Source organism: Tenacibaculum gallaicum (assembly GCF_003387615.1).
In the GTDB taxonomy this organism is placed as follows: Bacteria; Bacteroidota; Bacteroidia; order Flavobacteriales; family Flavobacteriaceae; genus Polaribacter; species Polaribacter gallaicus.
The window spans coordinates 21,947-48,443 of sequence record NZ_QUNS01000001.1 but is presented as its reverse complement, the minus strand read 5'-3'; the positions used below and the strand labels follow the sequence as shown (position 1 = coordinate 48,443).

The 26,497-nt window shown below is 33.3% G+C and carries 22 protein-coding genes; 15 read left to right on the top strand and 7 right to left on the bottom strand.

Annotated elements, in window-relative coordinates; translation table 11 throughout:
- Positions 1 to 316: 316 nt before the first annotated feature.
- From C7448_RS00205 to C7448_RS00185, 5 genes are all read left to right on the top strand, one after another.
- On the top strand, positions 317 to 880 hold the full coding sequence (locus C7448_RS00205; protein ID WP_115899364.1) for a uracil-DNA glycosylase family protein: 564 nt from the start codon (positions 317 to 319) through the stop codon (positions 878 to 880).
- A 62-nt stretch (positions 881 to 942) separates the two neighbouring features.
- Positions 943 to 2,142, top strand: a complete 1,200-nt coding sequence (gene hflX / locus C7448_RS00200) for a GTPase HflX (protein ID WP_115899363.1) — start codon at positions 943 to 945, stop codon at positions 2,140 to 2,142.
- Between the two features lie 368 nt (positions 2,143 to 2,510).
- On the top strand, positions 2,511 to 3,215 hold the full coding sequence (locus tag C7448_RS00195; protein WP_115899362.1) for an energy transducer TonB: 705 nt from the start codon (positions 2,511 to 2,513) through the stop codon (positions 3,213 to 3,215).
- A 111-nt stretch (positions 3,216 to 3,326) separates the two neighbouring features.
- Positions 3,327 to 4,058 carry an energy transducer TonB gene (locus C7448_RS00190; RefSeq protein WP_170136979.1) on the top strand — a complete coding sequence of 244 codons (732 nt, stop codon included), beginning with the start codon at positions 3,327 to 3,329 and terminating at the stop codon, positions 4,056 to 4,058.
- Positions 4,059 to 4,103: 45 nt separating this feature from the next.
- Entirely contained in the window at positions 4,104 to 6,830 is a 2,727-nt protein-coding gene (locus tag C7448_RS00185; protein ID WP_115899360.1) for a TonB-dependent receptor, read from the top strand.
- An 81-nt stretch (positions 6,831 to 6,911) separates the two neighbouring features.
- Here the strand turns inward: C7448_RS00185 and C7448_RS00180 are convergent, their stop codons facing one another.
- From C7448_RS00180 to C7448_RS00155, 6 genes are all read right to left on the bottom strand, one after another.
- Positions 6,912 to 7,985: a CNNM domain-containing protein gene (locus C7448_RS00180; RefSeq protein WP_115899359.1), complete on the bottom strand. Its 1,074-nt coding sequence runs from the start codon at positions 7,983 to 7,985 to the stop codon at positions 6,912 to 6,914.
- Positions 7,986 to 8,067: 82 nt separating this feature from the next.
- Positions 8,068 to 8,907 carry a DUF3078 domain-containing protein gene (locus tag C7448_RS00175; RefSeq protein WP_115899358.1) on the bottom strand — a complete coding sequence of 280 codons (840 nt, stop codon included), beginning with the start codon at positions 8,905 to 8,907 and terminating at the stop codon, positions 8,068 to 8,070.
- A gap of 80 nt (positions 8,908 to 8,987) precedes the next feature.
- A complete protein-coding gene (locus C7448_RS16210; protein WP_115899357.1) occupies positions 8,988 to 9,938 on the bottom strand; it encodes a DUF3078 domain-containing protein in 951 nt (316 codons plus the stop codon).
- Between the two features lie 29 nt (positions 9,939 to 9,967).
- Positions 9,968 to 10,480, bottom strand: coding sequence for a DUF2480 family protein (locus C7448_RS00165; protein ID WP_115899356.1), 513 nt, complete (start codon positions 10,478 to 10,480; stop codon positions 9,968 to 9,970).
- A gap of 60 nt (positions 10,481 to 10,540) precedes the next feature.
- Positions 10,541 to 10,861, bottom strand: coding sequence for a DUF59 domain-containing protein (locus tag C7448_RS00160; RefSeq protein ID WP_115899355.1), 321 nt, complete (start codon positions 10,859 to 10,861; stop codon positions 10,541 to 10,543).
- Positions 10,862 to 10,874: 13 nt separating this feature from the next.
- Entirely contained in the window at positions 10,875 to 11,300 is a 426-nt protein-coding gene (locus tag C7448_RS00155; protein WP_115899354.1) for a SufE family protein, read from the bottom strand.
- Between the two features lie 193 nt (positions 11,301 to 11,493).
- Here C7448_RS00155 and C7448_RS00150 point away from each other — a divergent pair, with 193 nt between their 5' ends.
- Both C7448_RS00150 and C7448_RS00145 read left to right on the top strand, forming a co-directional pair.
- The gene (locus C7448_RS00150) at positions 11,494 to 12,420 is read left to right on the top strand and encodes a PfkB family carbohydrate kinase (RefSeq protein WP_115899353.1); all 927 of its coding nucleotides are present in this window, start codon (positions 11,494 to 11,496) and stop codon (positions 12,418 to 12,420) included.
- A gap of 80 nt (positions 12,421 to 12,500) precedes the next feature.
- Positions 12,501 to 14,399, top strand: a complete 1,899-nt coding sequence (locus C7448_RS00145; protein WP_115899352.1) for an amidophosphoribosyltransferase — start codon at positions 12,501 to 12,503, stop codon at positions 14,397 to 14,399.
- Positions 14,400 to 14,474: 75 nt separating this feature from the next.
- Here C7448_RS00145 and C7448_RS00140 read toward each other — a convergent pair whose 3' ends face one another.
- Positions 14,475 to 14,837, bottom strand: a complete 363-nt coding sequence (locus tag C7448_RS00140) for an SPOR domain-containing protein (RefSeq protein WP_115899351.1) — start codon at positions 14,835 to 14,837, stop codon at positions 14,475 to 14,477.
- A gap of 216 nt (positions 14,838 to 15,053) precedes the next feature.
- On the opposite strand from C7448_RS00140, the gene C7448_RS00135 reads away from it, so the two are divergent.
- The 8 genes from C7448_RS00135 to C7448_RS00100 are packed head-to-tail and all read left to right on the top strand — an operon-like array spanning position 15,054 to position 26,476.
- Positions 15,054 to 16,346 carry a c-type cytochrome gene (locus tag C7448_RS00135; protein ID WP_115899350.1) on the top strand — a complete coding sequence of 431 codons (1,293 nt, stop codon included), beginning with the start codon at positions 15,054 to 15,056 and terminating at the stop codon, positions 16,344 to 16,346.
- 32 nt (positions 16,347 to 16,378) lie between these two features.
- Positions 16,379 to 19,525, top strand: a complete 3,147-nt coding sequence (locus C7448_RS00130; RefSeq protein WP_115899349.1) for a TAT-variant-translocated molybdopterin oxidoreductase — start codon at positions 16,379 to 16,381, stop codon at positions 19,523 to 19,525.
- A 27-nt stretch (positions 19,526 to 19,552) separates the two neighbouring features.
- Positions 19,553 to 20,953, top strand: coding sequence for an NrfD/PsrC family molybdoenzyme membrane anchor subunit (gene nrfD, locus C7448_RS00125; RefSeq protein ID WP_115899348.1), 1,401 nt, complete (start codon positions 19,553 to 19,555; stop codon positions 20,951 to 20,953).
- On the top strand, positions 20,943 to 21,470 hold the full coding sequence (locus tag C7448_RS00120; protein ID WP_115899347.1) for a DUF3341 domain-containing protein: 528 nt from the start codon (positions 20,943 to 20,945) through the stop codon (positions 21,468 to 21,470). The genes nrfD and C7448_RS00120 overlap by 11 nt, the downstream gene beginning before the upstream one ends.
- Before the next feature lie 9 nt (positions 21,471 to 21,479).
- Positions 21,480 to 22,028: a c-type cytochrome gene (locus tag C7448_RS00115; RefSeq protein WP_211321870.1), complete on the top strand. Its 549-nt coding sequence runs from the start codon at positions 21,480 to 21,482 to the stop codon at positions 22,026 to 22,028.
- A 22-nt stretch (positions 22,029 to 22,050) separates the two neighbouring features.
- A complete protein-coding gene (locus C7448_RS00110) occupies positions 22,051 to 23,637 on the top strand; it encodes a quinol:cytochrome C oxidoreductase (RefSeq protein ID WP_115899346.1) in 1,587 nt (528 codons plus the stop codon).
- A gap of 34 nt (positions 23,638 to 23,671) precedes the next feature.
- Positions 23,672 to 24,679, top strand: coding sequence for a cytochrome c oxidase subunit II (locus C7448_RS00105; protein WP_115899345.1), 1,008 nt, complete (start codon positions 23,672 to 23,674; stop codon positions 24,677 to 24,679).
- 27 nt (positions 24,680 to 24,706) lie between these two features.
- Positions 24,707 to 26,476, top strand: a complete 1,770-nt coding sequence (locus tag C7448_RS00100) for a cytochrome c oxidase subunit I (RefSeq protein WP_115899344.1) — start codon at positions 24,707 to 24,709, stop codon at positions 26,474 to 26,476.
- Positions 26,477 to 26,497 lie beyond the last annotated feature (21 nt).

Here is a 26,497-nt window from a genome sequence, read left to right as displayed (position 1 = left end):
ACTACCCCTTTTAACTGACTGAAAAAGAGTGGTTTAAATAGGTTGAAAAGGGTAAAAACCCTATAAGCTACCAGGTAGTTGTGTTTTATTTTTACCATAAGGGAATTAATAAAAATATCTAGAAGAATGGAAAAACAACAATTAGCCAAAAAAGGGAAAAAACTAATGAAAACTTTTTTTAAATTTTTATCAGATTTGGGCAATGGCGCAAGCTATGCAATCAATAATTAAGATTTAAAATAATCAAAGTTAAAAAGTACACTCGTTTTACAATGTAATCGAGTGTTTTTTTATACATAAATAGTAACTTTACAGTGTGGAGAGTCTTTTACGAAAAATAAAGGAATGTAAAATTTGTGAGGAACACATAGTGCCTAACCCAGTAGTTTCTGCTAATAAAAAGTCAAAAATTATTATTGTAGGTCAAGCACCAGGAACCAAAGTACACCAGTCAGGAATTCCTTGGGATGATGCTAGCGGAAAGCAACTTCGAAAATGGTTAAATGTTACTGATGAGGAGTTTTATAATACTAACAACTTTGGAATAATTCCAATGGGCTTTTGTTATCCCGGAAAAGGAAAAACGGGAGACTTACCACCAAGAAAAGAGTGTGCACCGCAATGGCATCAGCCTTTATTAGAAGAAATATCAGAAGTTAAATTGATTATTTTAATAGGAATGTACGCTCAAAACTATTACTTAAAAGAAAAAGCGAAAAGAACACTTACTGAGACAGTGAATACTTTTGAGGAATACTTGCCTAACTATTTTGTGTTACCACATCCATCACCAAGAAACCGGTTTTGGTTAGCCAAGAACCCTTGGTTTGAAAAGGACGTTTTACCTGTATTGAAAAGGACTGTAGGAAAGCTGTTATAGTGATTTTAATACCGTAGAAAGTTTAAACCACATACGTTGATAAATTTGTACTTTTGCAAGGTATGATAGAAACACGAGAAGCCATATCAGAAAAAACGGTTTTAATAGGTATTATAACCCAACATCAAGATGAAAAGCAATCAGAAGAATATTTGGATGAACTAGAGTTTTTGACACTTACAGCAGGAGGAGTAGCTGTTAAAAGATTTGTTCAAAAACTAGATAAGCCACACCCAAAAACTTTTATAGGAACAGGGAAGCTAGAAGATGTAAAAGCGTATATAGAGTCCAATGAAATAGGAACAGCCATTTTTGATGACGAACTATCGCCAGCACAACTTAGAAATATTGAACGTTTTTTAGATTGTAAAATTTTAGATAGAACCAACTTAATTCTTGATATTTTTGCTAGTAGAGCACAGACAAGTTCAGCAAAAGCACAGGTTGAGTTAGCGCAATATCAATATTTATTACCTCGATTAACACGAATGTGGACACACCTTGATAAGCAAAAAGGAGGGATAGGTATGCGTGGTCCAGGGGAAACAGAAATAGAAACTGACCGTCGTATTATTCGTGATAAAATATCTTTGTTAAAAAAGAAATTAACAACTATTGACAAACAAATGTCAGTACAACGTAAAAACCGTGGAAAAATGGTGCGTGTTGCTTTAGTTGGGTATACGAATGTTGGAAAATCTACTTTGATGAATGTAGTAAGTAAAAGTGAGGTTTTTGCAGAAAACAAGTTGTTTGCAACACTTGATACTACAGTTAGAAAAGTAGTTATAAAGAATATTCCTTTTTTAATGACAGATACTGTTGGGTTTATTAGAAAGTTACCAACTCAGCTGGTAGAGTCATTTAAATCTACCTTAGATGAAGTTCGTGAAGCTGATTTATTATTACACGTAGTAGATATATCACACCCAAATTTTGAAGATCATATAGCTTCTGTAAATAAGATTTTGGATGAAATTGATAGTAAAGACAAGCCTACGGTTATGGTGTTTAATAAAATAGATGCGTATACCCATGAAACTATTGATGAAGATGATTTAATTACAGAAAAAACAAAAGAACATTCTACACTAGAAGATTGGAAAAGAACGTGGATGAATGATTTAGAAACTGAAAGCATTTTTATTTCAGCCTTGAATAAAGATAATTTAGAAAATTTTAAAGAGAAAGCGTATGAAGAAGTAAAGAAAATACATATTCAACGTTTTCCTTATAATGATTTCTTATATCAAGAGTATTAGTTTTTTACAGTATAAAAACAGAACGATAACTTAAAAAGAACTTAAAGAATTATAATTTTAAGTTCTTTTTTGCTATATTTATAATCGCTAACATAGTTTTTTCTATGTTCTATAAAGCATTGTAAATTAATATTTTTAACCATTTTATCCCCCTGAAAATGAAAAATAATAAAACTTCGCAAACAAAATCTAGACGATTTTCATTAGACCATTTAGTTAATAAGAAAGCTTAAACAGTTACTCTAGTAACTCAATCTTATTTAACCAGCTAGCTTACTAAGTATTCATAAAGTTTTAAGTGTAAAATTTTAAGGCTAAGTCAAATGTCTACTCTTTTTTGAGTTACCATGTGTTAATCTGAATAGATCATGATGAAAAATATAATTATACTCTTGTTAATATGTTGTGGTTTTCAATTTGCTACAGCACAAGAGAAGTGTACATCTGAAAATCTTCATTCAGTAGATGTAAACGTCGTTGATAAATGTTTAATAGAAAAAAAAGTAGATAAGAATGATGAGGGAACTCCTGTTGTAACTACAACCTCTAGTAGAAGACACTTAAGAAAACGTGTTTACTTTGAAAAAGTTATTAGCTTGGCTAATGATATAAAAGCAAATCAAGTTAAGTTGATGAAAATAACTAATGATTTAGCGATGTGCCGTTTGTACAATATTACTCCAATTACAAAAACAATAAAGAAAAAAGCTGTTTCTTTTGATGTAGTTGATGAAATTCCTGTGTTTTTGTCGTGTACAAATTCTTTAATAGATAAGGTGAATTGTTTTAATTATGAAATGCAAAATCATATAATTAATACATTGGTATATCCAAATGAAGCTTTAGATAAGGGGATAGAGGGAGAAGTGCTAGTAAGCTTTGTAATTGATGAAGCTGGTAAGGTAACAGATATTAAAACGGAAGGAGTAGATGTACATGAACTCTTAAAAGAAGAAGCTAAAAGAATTGTGTTATTACTACCTAATTTTACTCCAGGAAAACAGCAAGGTAAAAATACAAAAGTAGCGTATAGTTTTCCCATGAATTTTAGCTTAAATAGTTCTGAAGATTAGAGTGTTAAAATAATTTAATTTCTATAAAAAAAAGAATACCTTTGCACGCCATATTTTTCACAAATAAAAACTTAGAATTAGTTTATTGGAAAAATGTTAAACCCCTTAGGTATGAGAAAAATTATTTTAATAATAACATTAGTTTGTTTTTATGCTACGAATGTTGTATCACAACGTGAAGTATGTGAAACTCCAGAAGAGTCTTTAGACCTAAACAGTATTACAAAATGTACTATAGCCCCAAAAAGTAAAAAGAACAAAGGGACACGACAAATTTCTGTAAAAGTATCGGCTAATAGAAGGTATTTAAAAAAGAGAGAAATCTCAAAAAAGAAGGCAGTTTCAAATGCTGCTGAATTGTCAGGAGCTGGAACAGCAGCAGTAGAGGGTACAACTAACCAAACAGAATTAAACCAATCGTTAACTTTAAAGAACAACCTTGAAGATATAACAAGTAAACTATCAGCAGAAGAAGTAAGAAAAGCTGAAAAATTTACTACAGTTGATAGAATACCTTTGTTTTCTGCATGCAAAAAAGCAAAGAAAAATGAAAGGTTAGATTGTTTTAATGTTGAAATGGTAAAGCATATTCAAAAACATTTCAGATACCCTAGCCAAGCGGTAAAAGAATCTATTCAAGGAGAAGTTTGGGTACGCTTTATTATTGACAAAAATGGTCAGGTTAAGAATATTAAAACCTTAGGGCCTAAAAATGGTGGATTACTAAACAATGAAGCTGTTCGAGTAGTATCTCAACTACCACAGTTTATACCTGCTAAAAAGTCAGGAGATCAAACTTCAGTAAAATACGGATTCCCTATTATGTTTGCTCTTGATGAGTAAATAAATCACAAATAACTTAATACAAATCAATTAAAAATAAACATTATGTTTAAAAAACTACTATCCTTAGTTTTGGTAGTGTGTAGTATGTCTATTTATGCACAAACTACAGTAAATGGAAAAGTTTACGACGAATACTTGGAGCCTTTTCCAAATGCAGTAATTCTTTCTGGAGAAGCTAGGGCAACCTCTGATTTTGAAGGAAATTTCAGCTTACAAGTTAAGTCAACTTACCCTATAACTATGCAAGTTTCTGCTTTTGGGTATAAAACGGAAATAATTGAGATTACTTCATTAGATCAAGAAGTGAATGTAATTTTAAAAGAAAGTGTAGCACTGGATGAAGTTGTAATTTCAGCATCTCGATCTCCTGAACGAGTTATTGAATCTCCAGTAACTATTGAAAGAATGGGAGTTATTGATGTTAAAAGAAATACATCAATTTCATTTTATGACGGATTAGCAAACTTAAAAGGAATTGAATCACGTGAAGCAAATTACGGATTTAAATCTGTAAACTCTCGTGGTTTTTCTACTTTCGATAATACTCGATTTGTACAGCTAGTCGATGGAGTAGAAACATCAATACCAGCGTTGAATTTCTCAGCAGGAAATATTATGGGACTTTCAGATTTAGATGTTAAAAATGTTGAAATCCTTCCAGGAGCTTCTTCTGCTTTGTATGGAGCAAATGCGTTTAACGGTATTTTATTAATGACTAGTAAAAACCCCTTTGATAATGCAGGTATAAGTACTTATATCAAAACTGGGAATATGTCGCAAGAAGCTGCAGGAAACAATCCGTTTTATGATGCAGGAATTCGTATGGCATATAAGTTCAATAATTATGTTGCAGCAAAAGCTAATTTAACTTATTTTTCTGCTGAAGAATGGCATGCAGTTGATACCAGAAACACCACAGGAATTGGAGGAACAGCTATTGATGGAGATAGAGATGCAAACACTGATTATGATGGTGTAAATGTATATGGTGATGATTTTAATTTTAATTTAAATGATTTGGATCCAGCGTTACCTTCTATGAATGTTAGTAGAACAGGGTACGAAGAAAAAGATTTAACTAATTATAATGGTTATAACTTAAAATTTGATGGATCTATTCATATCAGGCCTTGGGCAAACGATGCTTTAGAAATTATAGTAAACTCTCGTTTTTCTCGTGGAGATAATACATATCAAGGAACAAATAGATTTTCTCAAAAAGGATATTTTATCGAGCAGTATAAATTAGAGCTTAAAGGAAGAAACTTTTTTGTAAGAGGATATTATACAGGAAATGACTCAGGAAAAAGTCACGATTTACGATTCGCAGCTATTGCGTTAAATGAAAAATACAATCCAACCCAAAATTGGTATCAAGAATACGCTGGTATATATAGTGGAGCATTAACAGTTCCTGGATATACACCTCTTAACGATGCTGATGCAAGAAGATTTGCAAATAGAAATAGACTTGTACCAGGATCATCTGAATTTAAAACAGCTTTAGAAGAGGTAATTAATACTCCAATAAACAAAGGAGGAGCAGGATTAAAAGATGAGACTTCTTTTTACCATTTTGATGCTAATTATAACTTTAAAGATATTATCCGTTGGGGAGAGATTCAAATAGGAGGTTCTTACCGTAAATTTGATATTAATTCAAACGGAACTTTATTTACTGATGAAAATAGTAGTATAGAGTTTGATATGATAGGGGTTTATTCTCAAATTCAAAAGAAATTCTTAGATGATAGATTAAAGTTTACAGGATCTGTTCGTTATGATAAATCTAAAAACTTTGAAGGAAACTTCTCACCAAGGGTAGCGTTAAACTATTCTTTAGGAGAATCAAAAAACCATATTTTAAGAGCTTCTTATCAAACAGGATTTAGAAATCCAAGTACTTTAGAGCAATACTTTGGATTACGTTCAGGACCAAGTAAGTATATTTTAGGTACTTCAGAAGAAAACCTAGATCGTTTTTCTACTATTGTAGTTAATCAAGATGGTACTACTAGTGAAATTACTGGTAGACAAGCTTTTGGAAATGCATTAGTTGGAAGAGATAATAGAGTTAAACTTGATGTGAATCCAATTAAACCAGAAAAGGTTACTTCATATGAAGTTGGATACAGAAGTATTATCGATTTAAATAGTAGAAATATATTAGAATTAGATATTAATGGTTATTACAACCAGTATAACGATTTTGTGGCATTTAAAGATGTTATTGTGTCTAATTACGGAGGTTTAGAGGCTGATGGAACACCAGATGCTCAGGCTAATGCAGCAATAGATAATGGAGACTATACATCGTTTGTGCTTAATACAAATACAGCAGCAAATGTTGATTCATATGGTGTAGGTATAGGGTTAAATACAAAAGTATTTAAGACGTTTAACTTAGGTGCTAACTACACATATTCAAAATTAGTTTTTGATCAAAGCGATGATCCTACTTTTAAAGCAGGATTTAATACTCCAGAGCATCAAGTAAAAGTAATGTTTGGAAATCCAAACTTGTTTAAAAACTTTGGGTTTAATGTGAATTTAAGATGGCAAGATGAGTTCTATTGGCAGTCAAGCTTCTTAGATGATACAGTAGACGCAAGAACGGTATTAGATGCGCAAATAAATTATAGAGTACCTGCTATTAAATCAAGGTTTAAACTAGGAGGAACTAACTTAACAGGTAACGAGTATATGGTTGCACCAGGATCTGGATTAATTGGTTCTATGTACTATGTTTCTTGGACAATTAATGACTAGAGATAGTTAAGATATATAATAAAAAAAGAGGTATGATTTTATTCATACCTCTTTTTTGCTTTACAAACTTTTTTAAATTTGCTATTCGTTTTCAGTATCATTAATAATACCTAGTCGTTTAGCACGTTGTTCCCAGCTTTTTCTAGCTAAGCTTTGTAGGTTGGCTACATTATCACTCTCATCCATTATTTCGTAGCCTAAAAGAGTTTCTATAACGTCTTCTTGAGTCACTAAACCGCTAACAGCTCCATATTCATCTACGACTAAAGCTAAATGTTCTCTTTGTTCAATTAGTTTTTCAAATAAATTAGGAATAGACAATTCTCTACTTGCTATAATAATTTCTCTTTTAATTGTTTTTAGAGGTTCATTTCCTTTATTATCAACTAAAGAAAGTAATAGCTGGTCCTTTAAAACATATCCGGTTATATTATCTGGGTTTTCAGCATATACAGGTATTCTGGAGAAACGTAAAGGTCTATTTTCATTAAAAAAAGATTCAATGCTTTGGTTTTCATTAGCAGTAGTAAGTACTGTACGAGGTGTCATAATGTGTTTGGCCTGAACTTCTTTAAAGTTTAACATATTTCTAATTACTTTACCTTCACTTTCATGAAAAACACCTTCTTGCTCAGCAATATCGGTCATGGCAGAGAAGTCTTCTCTACTTAAAACACTTTCACCGTGTGCTCCTTTCCCAAACATCTTAGTAAATAGCTGTAACAACCAAATAATACCTGTGTATTTACAAAAGAAAATCAGTATGTTTAAAGCTTTGGTTGTAAAACCAGCTAAAGATTTCCAGTAAGTAGCACCAATAGTTTTAGGAATAATTTCAGAAGCGACTAAAATTAAAATTGTCATTATAGCAGAAACAATAAAAACACCATTTCCTTCATCATTGAATATTTTCTTCGCTTGGGCACCAACTAATATTGCCCCTACGGTATGTGCAATGGTGTTTACTGTTAAGATAGCAATAAGAGGCTTGTCTACATCTTTTTTTAACGTTTCAAGATCGTTTGCATAAGCTTTTTCTTCTTTCTTTTTAAGGTTAACAAAAGTTGGGGTAACACTTAGCAGAACAGCTTCTAGTATAGAACATAAAAAAGAGAAAAATATAGATAATGTGGCGTAAACAATTAATAATGTCATTCGTTAAATTTTTAAGCTAAAATACATAAAAAAGAAAACCTCAAGAACATGTTCTTGAGGTTTTACTACTGTGTTTTGTTTTTTAGAAACCGTAATTCACTCCTAAACCAAATACCTCTCTAGTTTGGAATCCTTTAAAGGCATTGTCATCATAAATTGTCTGCATTGAAAGGTTCGCAGATAAAAATTTGTTAACTTTCATTACTACGTTAAGGGTGTAATCAATATCAACGTTTTGAAAATCTTCCAAATAATTACTGTAAAGGTTTAAGATGTTCTCTACAGATACGTTTTTCATTACCTCTAATTTGTAATAAGCGTTAATTGAGGCACCTATTTCATAACGAGTGGTTTCATTTTGCTTAACTCCAAAAGCAGGTCCTAAATCGGTCAAATGTTTATGTACATAAATTAACTTAGAGGTTGCAGGAGCTATGTTTACTTTTAAATTATCGTGTTTTTTCCATAACATACCTGGTCCAAGTTGAAAGTATGCAGGAGAAAAGAAGTGAGATGTTTGTTCACCAGAAACATAGGTAGAAGAAATCTGAGTCTTAAAGTTAAAAAAAGCAGAGTAATACCAGTATCCACCCGCTTTTTTTCCTGCTAACGAGTTTAATTCTAAACGGTCATCTGTCTTTTGTAGAGATTCTCCTTTTAATTTTGTTACACCGTAAGAAGCAATCAATTTATTGTCCCATGTCCAATCACCTTTTGTGTAGTTAAAATCATAGTTTAAGCCAAGAGTACCAGAAATATTGTTCGTACCACCAGCTAACCAATTATTGAAAGCGGATTGATTGAATAGAAAAGAGATGTTACCACTTTTTTTCCATCCTTCTTTAGGCTCTTCTTTTTTCTCTTCTTGAGCGTTAGCTGTTAATGTTCCAAACAAAACAGCAATAGCTAATAATTTTTTCATTTTAATAGTTTTAAATTAATTTTTTGAGGGCGTAAAAGTACGCTTAACTCAAGGTTTAGACAATGTTGTTATGACAAAAGTCACGTTTTATGAAAAATATAATTCAAACCAAGACCAAAAACCTCTTTAAATTGAACTCTACTTGAAGCATCATCGTCAATAATGGTGTGCAAGCTGAGATTTGTAGATAGGTTTTTATTAATTTTAACAATGATGTTTAGCTGATAATCAATATCAATATTTTGAGGTTTGTTTAAATAATCTGAATATATAGCTACTATACTTTCCATGGTCACATCTTCCATTATTTCACTTTTAAAGTAAGCAGATAAGTTAAAACCTAAACTAAAGTTAGTATTCTTACCTTCATCCACACCATATTTTCCAGAAAATTGATCAGAAACAAAAGTATAACGAGCAGTTGCGGGAGCGATGTTTATTCTAGCGTCATCATTTCGTTTCCACAACATACCAGGTCCGAAGCTCCAATATGCAGGAGAAAAGAAATCCGAAACAGCTACTTTAGGTTCTTGTTTATAATCATAACCTTTGGTGTACTGCGTTTTAAAGTTACTAAAAAATGAAAAAAACCAAAGTTTCGAAGTTTTTAACCCTAATAAGGAGTTGTATTCAAATTGATCTTCTGTTTTCCTAACTCCTTGACCATCTACATAACTTAATCCATAAGCAGAAATAATTTTATTATCCCAGTTCCATTTTTTTTTCTTGTAATTGAAATCATAACCAAGTGTCATATTTCCAGCAACGGTATTATTTCCACCAGCTGCCCAATTAGAAAAAGATGACTGATTGAAAAGAAAAGTATATTTTCCTGTAACAGTCCATTTTTTTGGAGGGTTTTTCTTAACTAAAGGCTCTGCAAATACTCGTTTGTTAAATACATAAGATGCAAAACTAGTATCTAAAGGAGAGTTTATTAAACCTAGAGTAAATATGCTATCTTTTTTAGTTTCTTGAGAAACTACAGAAAAAGAGTAACAAGAAAACAAGATTAAGAACAGCTTTTTCATTTGTAATTAAGTTGAGGAATTCTATAAGACTAATTATTTTTTCTCTTGTAAAGTGGTACAGTTGAACAAGCTTCGCCAAACATGATGGTTTTAGCTACGGGTTTAATTTTTTCAATTAAAAGAGTGTATGCAGAAGGTGGTATAGGCTTATTTGCACACCCTTTAATTATTATAGGCTTGTCTTTATATTCAGAAGTGTCTAACTGTTGAATTACCTCTTGAAATATTACAGTTTCTAAGACTGTTAAATCACCAACAACAACCTTTTTGGCGAAGGGGATAAGCTCAGAGGTTAATAAAAGATAAGCCCAAGAAGGAATAATGGCGTCAGTAGAACATGTTAAAGAAACATAACTGTTTTGATATTGAGACCAATTGTGATTTTTCACAGACTCTCTAAAGTCCTTTTCACGAAGAATCAATTCTTCAAATAACCAATCCTTAATATCAAACACGATACGTTTACCTTCAGGGTAAAAATCCTCAAGATCTACTGTAGTAAGTTTACTATTTGCAACTCTATTTATAATTTCGTCTGCCATATTTTTGTTGAAAAGATTTAAAGTTGTGCGTTTAGTGTTTTTGTAGTTTTACTAAGAATCTTACAGCATCCCTAACTCTAATTTTGCTTCTTCGCTCATCATGTCTTGTGTCCAAGTAGGATCAAAAGTAATTTCAACCTCGCAATTGTTAATTTCTTTCAAGGTTTTTACTTTTTCTTCTACTTCAACAGGTAATGTTTCAGCAACAGGACAATTTGGAGAAGTTAATGTCATTAATATTTTGGCATCATTCTCTTCTGATATAAAAACATCATAAATTAATCCAAGTTCATATATGTCAACAGGTATTTCAGGGTCGAAAATTGTTTTTAACACACGAACGATTTTATCTCCTAATTCTTCTAATTTATCTTCAGTCATAATTCTTACTTCTTTAATTTGCTAACTTACTTTGTTGCGCAATTGCATACATTTTTATTTGCTTTACCATAGACACTAATCCGTTAGCACGAGTAGGGCTTAAGTGTTCTTTTAAACCAATTTCATCAATAAAGTTAGTATCGGCTTCTAAAATTGCTTTAGGTGTTTGGTCAGAAAAAACCCTCAATAATAACGCCACAATTCCTTTGGTTAATATAGCATCACTGTCGGCAGTAAATTCAATGATGTCACCTTTTAATTCAGAATGTAACCATACTTTCGATTGACAACCTTTAATCAGGTTTTCATCTAATTTGTAAGTTTCATTTATTAAAGGCAGCGATTTACCTAGCTCAATAATGTACTCATAACGCTCCATCCAGTCTTGAAACATTGAAAACTCGTCAATAATTTCTTCTTGTATTTCTTTGATAGTCATTTTTTAAAACTATTTTTGCAGAGTCAAAAAGACCGTTTTTAATTAAAGACGCAAAATTACGACAAAAAAGGCAGTTGACATGAGAGTTTAAGCCTTAATGAGTAGAATTAGTAAATTTTTAAGTCTTAGGGATTTACAGAGGACTTAATGAAACAAATACATTTCCTTAGGTAAAGGAATATTAAGTAGAGTTATGAGTAAATTATTAGCAGTAGGAACTGTAGCGTTTGATGCTATAGAAACACCATTTGGAAAAACTGATAAAATCTTAGGAGGGTCAGGAACATTTGTTGGATTAGCAGCTTCACAATTTGGAGTGCAAACAGGAGTGGTTTCTGTAGTCGGAGGAGATTTTCCACAATCATACTTAGATATGATGAACGAAAAAGGAATCAATACGAATGGCATAGAAATCGTAAAAGAAGGAAAAACATTCTTTTGGAGTGGAAAATATCATAACGATATGAACTCTCGTGATACTTTAGTAACTGAATTAAATGTATTAGAACATTTTGAACCAGTAGTTCCAGAAGGATTTAAAGATGCACCGATTGTAATGTTAGGAAATTTACACCCATTAACACAAGCATCTGTATTAGATCAAATGAATGAAAGACCTAAGTTAGTAGTGTTAGATACTATGAACTTTTGGATGGATATAGCATTAAACGATTTACACGAAGTGCTAAAGCGTGTAGATGTTATTACGATTAATGATGAAGAAGCACGTCAGCTAAGTGGAGAATATTCATTAGTAAATGCTGCTAAGAAAATCCATGAGATGGGGCCGAAATATGTAGTGATTAAAAAAGGAGAACACGGAGCTTTATTATTTAATGAAGGAAACATGTTCTTTGCACCAGCTTTGCCATTAGCAGAAGTGTTTGACCCAACAGGGGCAGGAGATACTTTTGCAGGAGGTTTCTGCGGGTATTTAGCTAAAACAGAAGATATTTCATTCGAAAACATGAAGAATGCAATTATCTACGGATCCAACTTAGCATCGTTCTGTGTTGAAAAATTCGGAACACAACGTATGGAAGAGCTAACGAGCGAAGAAGTACAAGCGCGTTTACAAGCTTTTAAAGAATTAACACAATTTGATATAGCACTATCGTAAAATACAAATCCGCGCTTTTTGCTGCGGATTTTTTTATACAACACACAAAAACTACAACACAACTAAATACTTGAAATTAAATGAGTGACGCTATTAAACACGAATGCGGAATTGCAATGGTTCGCTTAAAGAAACCATTACAGTACTATAAAGATAAATATGGTACCGCGTTTTATGGTGTAAATAAAATGTACCTGTTAATGGAGAAACAGCACAATAGAGGACAAGATGGTGCTGGATTAGCAAGTATAAAATTTAATGTAGAGCCTGGGACAAGATATATTAGTAGAGTTCGTTCCAATCAATCACAACCTATTCAAGACATCTTTGGGAAAGTTAACCATAGAATTAACGGAGTTTTTGAAGAAAATCCAGATAAGGTTGATGATGTGAAATGGCAAGAAGAAAATGTACCATATCTTGGAAACTTGTTTTTAGGACACGTTCGTTATGGTACATTCGGTAAAAACTCTATAGAGAGTGTTCATCCTTTCTTACGTCAAAGCAACTGGAAACATCAAAGTTTAATTGTTGCAGGGAATTTTAATATGACAAATTCTAAACAATTATTAAATGATTTAATTGATTTAGGACAACACCCAAAAGAGTTTACTGATACAGTAACTGTGATGGAAAAAATAGGTCATTTTTTAGAATCTGAAGTGTCAGATTTATACTTAAAAGCAAAAGATGCTGGTTTTAGTAAAAAAGATGCATCTCCTTTTATTGAAGAACATTTAGATATTCAACGTATTTTACAGCGATCTGCTAAAAACTGGGATGGTGGTTATGCTATGGCAGGATTATTGGGTCATGGTGATGCGTTTGTGTTACGCGATCCTTCGGCGATTCGTCCAGCATTTTTTTACGAAGATGAAGAAGTAGTGGTGGTGGCTTCGGAACGTCCTGTAATTCAAACGGTATTTAATGTTCCGATTGATACAATTAAGGAAATAGATAGAGGTCATGCGTTGATTATTAAGAAAGATGGTCAAACAACAATGGCTCCTGTTTTAGATAAGAAACCTAAAAAAGCATGTTCTTTTGAACGTATTTATTTTTCAAGAGGAAGCGATGCATCAATTTATGAAGAACGTAAAAATTTAGGGAAGTATGTTTTTCCTGAAGTTTTAAAATCTATTGATAGTGATATCGAAAATTCTGTGTTTTCTTACATACCTAATACTGCGGAAACATCATTTTTTGGAATGATGGAAGCTGCTGAAGATGTGTTAAATCAACAAAAGACAGATGCGATTTTAGCTGGTGAAGGAAAGCTTTCAAAAGACAGAGTTATTGAAATTCTTTCAAAAAGACCACGTTTCGAAAAAATAGCTATAAAAGATGCTAAGTTGCGTACTTTTATTACTGATGATAGTAGTCGTGATGATTTAGTAGCACATGTTTACGATGTGACTTACGGGGTGGTAAAGCCAACAGATAACTTGGTGATTATTGATGATAGTATAGTAAGAGGTACTACTTTAAAGAAAAGTATCATTAAGATTTTAGACCGATTAAACCCTAAGAAAATAGTAGTGGTTTCTTCGGCACCTCAAATACGCTATCCAGATTGTTATGGTATTGATATGGCTAAGATAAACGACTTTATAGCGTTTAAAGCAGCTTTAGAATTATTGAAAGAGACAGATCAATATCATATTATTGATGAAGTGTATCAAAAATGTAAAAAGCAAGAAAATAGCGAAGACAAAGATGTTGTAAACTATGTAAAAGAAATTTATGCACCTTTTACAGATGAACAAGTTTCAGCAAAGATTGCTCAGATGCTAAAAACAGCCGAAATTAAAGCTGAAGTAGAAGTGATTTTCCAACCAGTAAGAGGTTTGCACAAAGCATGTCCAGATAATTTAGGAGATTGGTACTTTACAGGAGATTATCCTACAGATGGAGGTCACAGAGTGGTGAATCAAGCATTCATTAATTTTTACGAAGGAAGTGATAAAAGAGCTTATTAATTGCTAGTAAGCTTGCTAAATAAAAAAAGAGTAATCGTTTTTCGATTACTCTTTTTTTATTACAAATGTGCTTTCTTACATAGGAACCACAATTGCACCTGAAAACTTTTCACGAATCTTATTCAGAGCTCTATCGGCATGCAAGCGTGTCTTATAATTTCCTACTTGTATTTTCCATTCAGGAGCTTTATAGGTTAACTTTGTGTAAACATCAGGATATTCAATTCGAAATCTATTACGTAAGATTCTTGCGCGTCTTTCTAATCCGTTGTATAATTGGATTCTATACCCACTTCCATTTTGCTTATTATAAGCTCGTTTTTTTTCTATTAAGGAAATAATATCCTTATTTTCAGTGTGTTTATCTTGGGCTTTAACATTAAGAATGCTACCAGAAATAATAAGTAAAAAAGTAATTAATATGCTGTATTTTTTCATTTTTTTGAATCTTTTTACAAAAGTAATGACTTGTCAGTTAATACATTGTTAACGTGGTTTATTTAGAATTAGTATAAATTACAGATTAGGATTCTCTTAACATTTCACAATTTAGACAGAAGTAGTACTTTTGTGCAACTTTCTGTGTGCTTATTTTTAAAATGATGTAACAGAAAAAATTGTACCAAAATAGATACAAAACTTATATTTTATAGTATGAAAAGTGTGAATCATCACAGTAGATTAACCAAAACTCTAGTAAGGAGTTTAGCTTTCTTTTTAGTTTTCTTAGTAAGTTTTTCGGCGTTTTCACAAGATATTGACGAAGCGCGTCAAAAAGAAGGGAAGAAATTATTTAAGTCTCTTTGTGCTTCGTGTCACAAGTTAGATAAAAAACTTGTAGGTCCTGCTTTAGCTGGGGTTGAAGAAAAAAGAACTAACGAATGGTTGAAGGCTTGGATTAAAAACAATGCTGAACTTAGAGCTTCTGGAGATAAAGATGCAATTGCAATCTTTGAGGAGTACAATGGTTCTAATATGACTGCATTTCCGCAGTTAACAGACCAAAACGTTGATGATATTTTGTATTATACAACTGTTGGTGAAATAAAGAAGCCTGCTGTTGCAGGAGCTGAGGCTGCAGGCGAGTCTCAAGGGGATCAGGCACCAAAGTGGTTGTTGTATATTTTAGCTGCAGCAATCGTTGTAGCGTTTTTAATTATTGGTAGTTTATTAAAAACTATTAGTGAGTTAAAAGGAGCTCCAAAAACTCCAGGTTTAATGGGGCAAACTGCTGAGTTATGGGAAGGAATTAAGCAAAACACATTTTTAAAAGTATTAACAGTAATTTTCGGAGCTTTAATAGCAGCTTACTTTTTATTTGGTACGTTGTTTAAAATAGGTGTTGATGAAGGTTATCAGCCAATTCAACCAATTGCATTTTCACACAAAATTCACGCAGGAGATAATAAGATAGATTGTCAATATTGTCACTCATCTGCTAAACATAGTAAAACATCTGGAATTCCTTCAGTAAGTGTTTGTATGAACTGTCATAAGAATATTTCAGAAGTTGCTGATGATACTAAAGTCGTAATGGATGATCATACGTTAGTAAAAGCAGATTTAGATAAAGAAATCGCTAAGATTTATGAAGCGGCAGGTTGGGATGCAGATAAATTAGAGTATACAGGTAATACTAAGCCAGTTAAATGGGTTAGAGTTCATAATTTACCAGATTTTGCATATTTTAACCACTCACAACACGTAACGGTTGGAGGCATAGCTTGTCAAAAATGTCACGGACCTGTGGAGGAAATGGAAGAAGTGTATCAGTATTCTCCATTAACAATGGGTTGGTGTATTGATTGTCACAAGGCGACTAAAGTTGACTTAAAAGGTAATGAGTACTATGCTAAAATTCATAAAGAATTAGCAGAAAAGTACGGTGTTGAGCAAGTAACTATTGCGCAATTAGGAGGAAAAGAGTGTGGTAAGTGCCACTATTAATCAAATTAGAAAGTAGAAAAACACATATATAAATGGCTTCAAACAAAAAATACTGGCAAAGTGTTGAAGAACTAAAAGGTAGTTCTGTTGTTGAAACGCTACGTAATAATGAGTTTGTACAAGATATTCCTACAGATGAATTTTTAGGCGACAAAGAAACCTTAGAAACATCATCAACATCACGTAGAGATTTCTTGAAATATGTTGGATTTACCACCGCAGCAGCTTCTTTAGCAGCTTGTGAAGGTCCAGTAAGAAAATCAATTCCTTATGTAGTGCAACCAAATGATATCGTAGTAGGTGTTGCTGATTGGTACGCAACTACTATTGCAGATGGTTTTGATTTTGCAAACGTATTAGTAAAAACACGCGAAGGACGTCCAATTCAAATCATGCCAAACAAAGAGGCATGGGGAGAAACTAGCGCACGTACCCAAGCATCAGTTTTATCATTATACGATGAGAAATTACGTTTAAAAGAACCTAGAAAAGGGGAAACTCAAATTTCTTGGGCAGATGCAGATAAAGAAATCATTGCTAAATTAAATGAGTTAAAAGATGCTAACGAACCAGTAGTGTTTTTAACTGGTACTTTAGCAAGCCCTTCTACTGAAAAAGTAATTGCTGATTTTATCACTGCTTATCCAAATGTTAAGCATGTAGTTTATGATGCAATTTCAGAAAGTGCAGCTGCTGATGCTTTTGAAGCTATGTACGGTAAAAGAGCTTTACCAGATTACGATTTTACTAAAGCAGAGGTTATCGCATCTATTGGAGCAGATTTCTTAGGAGATTGGCAAGGAGGATATGAAAAATCTTATGTAGAAGGTCGTAGAGTAAAGACAGGTAAAATGTCTTACCATGTTCAAATAGAAGCTAACATGTCTTTAGCAGGAGCAAATGCTGATAAAAGAATTGTTGCTAAGCCATCTGAACAAGTTTACGCTTTAATAAACTTATACAACCAAGTAACAGGAAATAGCCTTCCTTCAAAAACAACAGCTTTTGATGCTGAGGTTAAGCAATTAGCTAAAGACCTTAAAAAAGCAGGTTCAAAAGGAGTTGTGGTTACTGGTTTAAATGATAAAAATGCACAATTAATAGCACTAGCAATTAATAAAGCATTAAATAGTGAGGTAATCGATACAGAGACTTTGAACTTAAGACGTCAAGGTAACGATACTCAAGTAGCTCAATTAGTAGCAGATGTTAAAGGAGGTAAAGTAAAAGGTTTAATTACTTACAACGTAAACCCTTTATATGCATTAGCAAATGCAGCTGATTTAGCAGAAGGAATTAAGAACTTAAAATTATCTGTTGCATTGTCTACTCAAGATGACGCTACAGCTAATGCTACACAATATACATTGCCAGCACCTCATAACTTAGAAAGTTGGGGAGATGTTATGGCAAAACAAGGTGTTTATAGTTTAATGCAACCTACCATTCAACCATTATTCAATACACGTCAAGTACAAGATGTGTTGTTAAAATGGTCAGGAAGTTCAGTAAACTATTACGATACTTTAAAAGAATTTTGGAGTACAAATGTATTAGGAGGAGCTTCATGGAATCAAGCATTACATGATGGATTCTTTAAAGCTGAAAACATTGCTACAGAAGAAGAAATAGCTTTTGAATCAACAGTAGATGTAAATGCAGCAGCAGTTCAATTAGTAAGAAATGTTACTAATGCTTCAGGATTCGAATTAAATCTATATTCATCAACAGCGTTAGGAGACGGTAAACAAGCCAACAACCCTTGGTTACAAGAGTTACCAGATCCAATTACACGTGCTTCTTGGGATAACTACTTAACTGTTTCTATGGCTGATGCTAAAGAATTAGGTTTTGAAAATCCAGTGAAAGATAACGGTGCTATTGATGGTAACTATGCTAATGTAACGGTTAATGGAGTTACAGTTAACAAGATTCCAGTGATTATACAACCAGGTCAAGCAAAAGGATCAGTTGGTTTAGCATTAGGTTATGGTAGAACTCAAGGATTAAAGTCAGAAATGCAAGTAGGTATTAATGCATATCCTTTCTACCAAAACGGAAACAATGTTCAATACAATGTTTCTATTGAAAAAGCTTCAGGATGGCACAAGTTTGCTTGTATGCAAGTACAAAGTACTTTAGCTGGTCGTCACGATATCTTAAGAGAAGCTTCATTAAAAGAAGTAAATAATAAAAAATTAGATCCTAAGCATACTTGGAATAAACCATTTATGGTTTCTTATGATCATCAAGAAGTTGAAGGAAGTAAAATCGACTTATGGGATGAACATGATAGAACTTTAGGACACCATTTTAATTTATCTATCGATTTAACATCTTGTACAGGTTGTGGAGCATGTGTTATTGCATGTCACGCTGAAAACAACGTTCCTGTTGTTGGTAAAGATGAAGTGAGAGTTGGTAGAGATATGGCTTGGTTACGTATAGATCGTTATTATTCTTCTACCGTTGTAGATAAGCAACACGAAGCTAAAATGACATTGGAAGAGTTCAAAGCTCAAAATCCAAACATAGCGAATCAAGAAGTTGAAAGACGTTATACTGAAAAAGTATTAGAGTTAAGTAAAGGAGATTTATTTGATGCTTTAGAAAATCCAGCTGAAAACCCACAGGTTGCTTTCCAACCTATGATGTGTCAGCACTGTAATCACGCACCATGTGAAACAGTATGTCCGGTAGCAGCAACATCACACGGTCGTCAAGGTCAAAATCAAATGGCGTATAACCGTTGTGTAGGTACTCGTTACTGTGCAAACAACTGTCCATATAGAGTTCGTCGTTTCAATTGGTTTAACTATGCTGAGAACAACGAGTTTGATTTTAACATGAATAACGAGTACGGAAAAATGGTGTTAAACCCAGACGTAGTAGTTCGTTCTCGTGGAGTTATGGAAAAATGTTCTATGTGTATCCAAATGACGCAAGCTACTATCTTAAAGGCTAAGAAAGAAGGAAGAGCTATTAAGAAAGATGAGTTTGAAACAGCATGTTCATCTGCTTGTTCTACTGGAGCAATGGTGTTTGGAGATATAAACAACTCAGAAGATACAGTTGCAGCATTAAAAGAAGATAGAAGAGCTTTTCACGTGTTAGATTATATTGGTACAAAACCAAACGTAGTGTATCAAGTGAAAGTAAGAAATACAAACGAAGCCTAATAGTAAAATTAATAAGTATATAGATTTATGTCGTCTCATTACGAATCATCTTATAGAGAACCTTTAATACTTGGTGACAAGAGTTACCATGATATTACTGAAGATATTGCTAGACCTATTGAAGGGAAAGCAAACAAAAATTGGTATATAGCATTCTATATTTCTTTAGCAGCAATGTTATGGGGATTTGGATGTATCTTTTACACCGTAGGAACAGGAATCGGTGTTTGGGGATTAAATAAAAACATCGGTTGGGCATGGGATATTACCAACTTCGTATGGTGGGTAGGTATTGGTCACGCAGGAACACTTATTTCTGCAGTACTTTTATTATTCCGTCAAAAATGGAGAATGGCAATTAACCGTTCTGCAGAAGCGATGACAATTTTTGCGGTATTTCAAGCAGGATTGTTCCCAATCATCCACATGGGACGTCCATGGAATGGATACTGGGTATTACCAATTCCTAACCAATTCGGATCATTATGGGTAAACTTTAACTCTCCATTATTATGGGATGTTTTCGCAATTTCTACGTATTTATCGGTATCATTAGTTTTCTGGTGGACTGGTTTATTACCTGATTTTGCAACGATTCGTGATAGAGCAGTAAAACCTTTCCAAAAGAAAATTTATGCATTATTATCTTTCGGATGGTCTGGTAGAGCAAAAGATTGGCAACGTTTTGAAGAGGTATCATTAGTATTAGCAGGTTTAGCAACACCATTAGTACTTTCTGTACATACAATTGTATCGATGGACTTCGCAACTTCTATCAACCCAGGATGGCACTCAACAATTTTCCCTCCTTATTTCGTAGCAGGGGCGATCTTCTCTGGATTTGCAATGGTACAAACCTTATTAGGTATTATGCGTAAGGTTACAAATATGGAAGCATATATTACACGTTTACACGTAGAGTATATGAACATCGTAATCATTTTAACAGGAGGTATCGTAGCAGTAGCTTATGCAACAGAGTTCTTTATTGCATGGTATACAGGTTCTCCTTACGAAAACTACACATACTTATCGTTTGGTGCAGAAGCAGGAGCTTATGGATGGGCATTTTGGTCGTTATTAATTTGTAACATTTTCACACCACAGTTATTATGGATCAAAAAAATCAGAAGAAGCTTTATCTGGTCTTTTATTATCTCTATTGTAATTAATATAGGTATGTGGTTTGAGCGTTTTGATATCATTGCAATTGTATTAAGTAAAGGACAGTTACCATCTACATGGTGGCGTTTTGAGCCAACGTTTGTAGACGTAGGTATCTTTGTAGGAACTATAGGATTCTTCTTTGTATTATTCTTACTATACGCAAGAACATTCCCAGTAATTCCTACGGCGGAGATTAAGACTATTTTGAAATCATCAGGTGAGAATTTTAAAAAATCAAGAGAAGAGAACAATGAGCACTAATAAAGTAATTCACGCATTATATAATGATGATGATATCTTAATGGATGCCGTTAAGAAAGTTAAAGCAGAGAATCATCACATTGAAGAAGTATTTTGTCCATTTCCAGTCCACGGATTAGACAAAGCAATGGGCTTAGCACCAACACGTTTGGCTATTACTGCTTTTTTATATGGTATTACAGGTTTATCAGTAGCAGTTTGGTTAACATGGTATACTATGATTGCTGATTGGCCTCAAGATATTGGTGGAAAACCAAACTTTTCTTGGGCAGCGAACATGCCAGCTTTCGTACCAATATTATTCGAATTAACAGTGTTTTTTGCAGCACACTTAATGGTAATTACTTTTTACTTGAGAAGTAAGATTTGGCCATTCAAAGAAGCTGAAAATCCTGATCCAAGAACTACAGATGATCACTTTTTAATGGAGATTCCTGTTAAAGGAAGTGAAGAAGAATTAGTGTCATTGTTAGAAACAACGGGAGCTGTAGAAATTAACGTAGTAGAAACGCACTAATAAAGAGATATGAAGAGTTTAAAAATAATTATCGCTTTAGCTGTAGTAGCAACAAGCTTGAGTTCTTGTAACGATAAACGCAAACCACAATTACAGTTTATGCCAGATATGTATGTATCTGTACCTTATGATGTAAATGGAGCTGAAGGGTTAAATAAAGAAATGGTAAATAAATTACCAGTAGCAGGTACTGTAAGTAGAAACGGAGTTGTAGCTTATGATATTCCAGATACTAATGAAGGATATGAAAAAGCAAAAGCTGAATTAAAAAACCCATTACCTACAACTGAGGCTAACTTAGAAAAAGGTAAAGAGTTATACGGTATATACTGTGCGTCTTGTCATGGTACAAAAGGAGATGGAAACGGAGTATTATCTCAAAGAGATAAATTCAATGGTATTCCAAACTACGCAGATAGAGAATTAACTCCAGGTAACATTTATCATGTAATTATGTATGGTAAAAACTTAATGGGCTCTCATGCGTCACAGTTAAGATACGATGAGCGTTGGCAAGTTGTACAATACGTAGAAAAATTAAGAAGCGAATTAAAATAAGTCTATAATAGATAGTTAAGATATGTACCAGTTTTCAGGAAAATTAAAAATGCTTGCTATTGCTCTTATGATTTTAGGAGCTTTAGGTACTGCCTATAATTTTATGTCAGCACCTAAAACATTAGAAGAAGCAAAAGAAATTTTAGCAAAACAAGATGCACACCATGGAAGTCATGATGCGAAAGCAGATCATGCAGAAGATGTGCATACAGAGGAGGCTAAAGTTGAAAAGCATGAAGAAGAGGTAACAACAGAAGAGCATGTTGCAGATAGTACTGCGACACCTACTGAAGAAGCAGCACACAATGGTGAGCAAGAGCACTCAAAAGAAGTTACAGAAAATGCACAAGCACAAGACAGTTCAGCTGTACACGTAGCTGAAGATATTCATGAAGAAGCTACAACTGAAGTGCATGCTGAAGTAGCAGAAGCTCATGGTGAAGATCACGGAGATGCTCACGCAGAACATGCTTTACACCAAATGCAAAACAGACCTTGGTCTGCTTTATATGTTGCTTTATTATTCTCTTTAGGAATAACATTATTGGTGTTAGCGTTCTATGGTTCACAAATTGCAGCACAAGCAGGATGGTCTGTAGTATTACATAGAGTAATGGAAGCTATTTCTTCAAACTTACACTATGTAAGTATACTAATGTTAGTGTTCTTAATTGCAACGGCAATGCATATGAACCATTTATTTACATGGATGGGAGAAGGAGTAACTGATCCAACAAGCCCAAATTACGATGCTATCATAGACGGTAAGAAATGGTACTTAAATACACCAGGTTGGTTAATTAGAAGTATTGTATACTTAGCAGGTTGGAATGTGTATCGTTTCCTTATCAGAAAGTGGTCTTTAGCACAAGATAATGGAGATTTAAAACAACACAAGAAAAACTATAATGCAACAGTTATCTTTTTAGTATTCTTTATGATTACTGAAAGTATGGCTTCTTGGGATTGGATTATGACAATAGATCCTCACTGGTTCTCAACATTATTTGGGTGGTATGTATTAGCTACATTCTTAGTGTCTGCTTTAACAGTAATAGCAATGGTGACTATTTACTTACGTTCAAAAGGTGTATTACCATTAGTAAATGATAGTCATATCCATGATTTAGCTAAGTTTATGTTTGGTTTCTCAGTATTCTGGACCTACTTATGGTTTGCTCAGTTTATGTTAATCTGGTATGCAGATATGCCAGAAGAAACTACATATTTCTTATTACGTTTTAATGAATATAAAGTGCCATTTTTAGCAATGGTAGTTATGAACTTTGTTTTCCCAATACTATTATTAATTAATAGTGATTTTAAAAGTAGACCTTGGTTTGTTATATTAGGAGGTGTTGTAATTTTAGCAGGTCACTATATGGATTTATTTGTAATGGTAATGCCAGGAACAGTTGGAGGTCAATGGGGGTTCGGAATAGGTGAAGTTAGTGGATTGTTATTCTTTATAGGATTATTCATCTTCGCTACTTTCAGTGCATTTGCTAAGGCAAACCCAGTACCAAAAGGTAACCCATATTTACACGAGAGTGAAACATATCATTACTATAATATCGAACACAGAGGAGAAGATAGTAATCATCATTAATAAAAAGAATTAATAAACAAATAGTTTAGATAATATGCTCGCTTTATTTTATATTTTCATAGCAGTTGCAATTGGAGTAAGTTTTTGGCAAATTACTCGTATAATGAATTTCCGTGGTATAATTGCTACAGATGAAGACAACGAAAAACAAGGTAAATATGCTCTAGGATTTCTGGCTTTCCTATATGCAATGATGATTTACTGCTTAATTGCCATGAACGTAATCATGTTACCAGAAGCTGCTTCTTTCGAAGGAGAGCATGATGACAACCTTTTCAATATTACTTTTTGGTTGATTGGAATCGTTCAGTTTGGAATGCAGTTTTTAATCTTCTTTTTTACATATAAGTATAGAGGAAACAAAAACAACAAGGCATTATTTTATGCAGATAGTCACAAGTTAGAATTAATTTGGACAACTATTCCAGCAGTAACAATTGTATTATTAATTGGATATGGTTTATGGGCTTGGAACAACATTATGTATGTTGGAGATGATGAAAACCCTATTGTAATTGAAGTATACTCTCAACAGTTCCGCTGGGATGCACGCTATGCAGGTGAAGACAATCAATTAGGTTTAGGGAATGTAAACTTTATCAAAGGAATAAACACGCTGGGGGTTGATATGTCTGATCCAAGTGCACAGGATGATAAACAAGTGACAGAATTATACTTACCAAAAGGGAAGAAAGTATTATTCAAGTTCCGTTCGCAAGATGTATTACACTCGGCTTATATGCCTCACTTTAGAGCGCAAATGAACTGTGTTCCAGGTATGGTTACTCAATTTGCATTTACACCTAAGTATACTACAGAAGAAATGCGCCAGAATTCTGAGGTAATTGCAAAAACAGAAGGAATTAACAAAATTAGAAAAGCTAATGGAGAAGATCCATACGAGTTTGATTACTTATTATTATGTAATAAAATTTGTGGAGCATCTCACTACAATATGCAAATGAAAATCACAGTTGTAGAAGAAGAAGAATACAACAAGTGGTTGTTAGAACAAAAAACATTAGCACAAGTTATTAAATAAGATATTTTTTTAAAGTATATATAGATTATGTCAGATCATCATCACAAAGAAACATTTGTAACTAAATACATTTTTAGTCAAGATCATAAAATGATCTCGAAACAGTTCCTTGTTACAGGTATATTTATGGGTATCATAGGAGGTTTCATGTCTATGTTATTTCGTTTACAAATTGCATGGCCAGAGACATCGTTTTCAATCGTTGAAGCATTCTTAGGAAACCATCAAACAGATGGAATTATGAACCCAGATATGTACTTAGCGTTAGTTACAATTCACGGTACAATCATGGTATTCTTTGTATTAACGGCAGGTTTAAGTGGTACATTCTCTAACCTATTAATTCCGTTACAAATTGGAGCTCGTGATATGGCTTCTGGATTCTTAAACATGGTATCTTACTGGTTGTTTTTCTTATCATCAGTAATAATGATTATTTCATTGTTTGTAGAAGCAGGGCCAGCATCAGCAGGGTGGACAATTTATCCTCCATTATCTGCTTTACCACAAGCAATTCCAGGTTCTGGTACAGGAATGACATTATGGTTAGTGTCTATGGCAATTTTCATTGCATCATCGCTAATCGGGTCGCTAAACTATATTGTAACAGTTTTAAACTTACGTACAAAAGGATTGAAAATGACAAGATTGCCATTAACAATGTGGGCATTCTTTATTACAGCAATTATTGGTGTAATTTCATTCCCGGTATTATTATCAGCAGCATTATTATTAATTTTTGATAGAAGCTTTGGCACTTCTTTCTACTTATCAGATATCTTTATTTCTGGTGAAGTATTACATTATCAAGGAGGGTCGCCAGTATTATTCGAACACTTATTTTGGTTTTTAGGTCACCCAGAGGTATATATTATTTTATTACCAGCATTAGGTATTAGTTCAGAGGTAATTTCAACAAACGCACGTAAACCAATTTTTGGTTACCGCGCAATGGTTGGTTCTATCATGGCAATTGCATTCTTATCTACGATTGTATGGGGTCACCACATGTTCGTATCTGGAATGAATCCATTCTTAGGTTCAGTATTTACTTTTACAACAGTATTAATTGCAATTCCATCAGCGGTAAAAGCGTTTAACTACGTAACTACTTTATGGAAAGGTAACCTACAGTTAAATCCTGCAATGATGTTCTCTATCGGATTAGTTTCTACATTCGTAACAGGAGGTTTAACAGGATTAGTATTAGGAGATTCGGCATTAGATATTAACGTTCACGATACATATTTCGTAGTGGCACACTTCCACTTAGTAATGGGAGTATCAGCATTATTAGGAATGTTTGCTGGTGTTTATCACTGGTTCCCTAAAATGTACGGTAGAATGATGAACAAAACATTAGGATACTGGCACTTTTGGTTAACAATTATTAGTGCTTACGGAGTGTTTTTCCCAATGCACTTTATAGGGTTAGCTGGTTTACCACGTCGTTATTATACAAACACAAACTTTCCAATGTTTGATGATTTAGCTGACATTAACGTGTTTATGACTATCATGGCAATTCTTGGAGGTTTCGCACAGTTAATCTTTATTGCAAACTTCTTTATCTCTATGTACAGAGGTCAAAAAGCAACGCAAAACCCATGGAATGCAAATACACTTGAGTGGACTACTCCAGTTGAACACATTCACGGAAACTGGCCAGGAGCAATTCCTGAAGTTCACAGATGGGCTTACGATTACAGTAAAACAGATGAAAATGGTGAGTATGTACACGGAAAAGATTTCGTACCACAAAATGTACCATTATTAGATGGCGAAGAACCATCTTAAAATAACCATAGAAACTTAAAA

What these genes read in the sequence shown, in the direction of transcription:
- C7448_RS00195 (WP_115899362.1), top strand. Translation starts at nt 2,511, where the DNA reads ATGATGAAAAATATAATTATACTCTTGTTAATATGTTGTGGTTTTCAA.
- C7448_RS00160 (WP_115899355.1), bottom strand. Translation starts at nt 10,861, where the DNA reads ATGACTGAAGATAAATTAGAAGAATTAGGAGATAAAATCGTTCGTGTG.
- C7448_RS16210 (WP_115899357.1), bottom strand. Translation starts at nt 9,938, where the DNA reads ATGAAAAAGCTGTTCTTAATCTTGTTTTCTTGTTACTCTTTTTCTGTA.
- C7448_RS00100 (WP_115899344.1), top strand. Translation starts at nt 24,707, where the DNA reads ATGTCAGATCATCATCACAAAGAAACATTTGTAACTAAATACATTTTT.
- hflX (WP_115899363.1), top strand. Translation starts at nt 943, where the DNA reads ATGATAGAAACACGAGAAGCCATATCAGAAAAAACGGTTTTAATAGGT.
- C7448_RS00130 (WP_115899349.1), top strand. Translation starts at nt 16,379, where the DNA reads ATGGCTTCAAACAAAAAATACTGGCAAAGTGTTGAAGAACTAAAAGGT.
- C7448_RS00190 (WP_170136979.1), top strand. Translation starts at nt 3,327, where the DNA reads ATGAGAAAAATTATTTTAATAATAACATTAGTTTGTTTTTATGCTACG.
- C7448_RS00155 (WP_115899354.1), bottom strand. Translation starts at nt 11,300, where the DNA reads ATGACTATCAAAGAAATACAAGAAGAAATTATTGACGAGTTTTCAATG.
- nrfD (WP_115899348.1), top strand. Translation starts at nt 19,553, where the DNA reads ATGTCGTCTCATTACGAATCATCTTATAGAGAACCTTTAATACTTGGT.
- C7448_RS00145 (WP_115899352.1), top strand. Translation starts at nt 12,501, where the DNA reads ATGAGTGACGCTATTAAACACGAATGCGGAATTGCAATGGTTCGCTTA.
- C7448_RS00165 (WP_115899356.1), bottom strand. Translation starts at nt 10,480, where the DNA reads ATGGCAGACGAAATTATAAATAGAGTTGCAAATAGTAAACTTACTACA.
- C7448_RS00105 (WP_115899345.1), top strand. Translation starts at nt 23,672, where the DNA reads ATGCTCGCTTTATTTTATATTTTCATAGCAGTTGCAATTGGAGTAAGT.
- C7448_RS00150 (WP_115899353.1), top strand. Translation starts at nt 11,494, where the DNA reads ATGAGTAAATTATTAGCAGTAGGAACTGTAGCGTTTGATGCTATAGAA.
- C7448_RS00110 (WP_115899346.1), top strand. Translation starts at nt 22,051, where the DNA reads ATGTACCAGTTTTCAGGAAAATTAAAAATGCTTGCTATTGCTCTTATG.
- C7448_RS00135 (WP_115899350.1), top strand. Translation starts at nt 15,054, where the DNA reads ATGAAAAGTGTGAATCATCACAGTAGATTAACCAAAACTCTAGTAAGG.
- C7448_RS00175 (WP_115899358.1), bottom strand. Translation starts at nt 8,907, where the DNA reads ATGAAAAAATTATTAGCTATTGCTGTTTTGTTTGGAACATTAACAGCT.
- C7448_RS00115 (WP_211321870.1), top strand. Translation starts at nt 21,480, where the DNA reads ATGAAGAGTTTAAAAATAATTATCGCTTTAGCTGTAGTAGCAACAAGC.
- C7448_RS00185 (WP_115899360.1), top strand. Translation starts at nt 4,104, where the DNA reads ATGTTTAAAAAACTACTATCCTTAGTTTTGGTAGTGTGTAGTATGTCT.
- C7448_RS00180 (WP_115899359.1), bottom strand. Translation starts at nt 7,985, where the DNA reads ATGACATTATTAATTGTTTACGCCACATTATCTATATTTTTCTCTTTT.
- C7448_RS00140 (WP_115899351.1), bottom strand. Translation starts at nt 14,837, where the DNA reads ATGAAAAAATACAGCATATTAATTACTTTTTTACTTATTATTTCTGGT.
- C7448_RS00120 (WP_115899347.1), top strand. Translation starts at nt 20,943, where the DNA reads ATGAGCACTAATAAAGTAATTCACGCATTATATAATGATGATGATATC.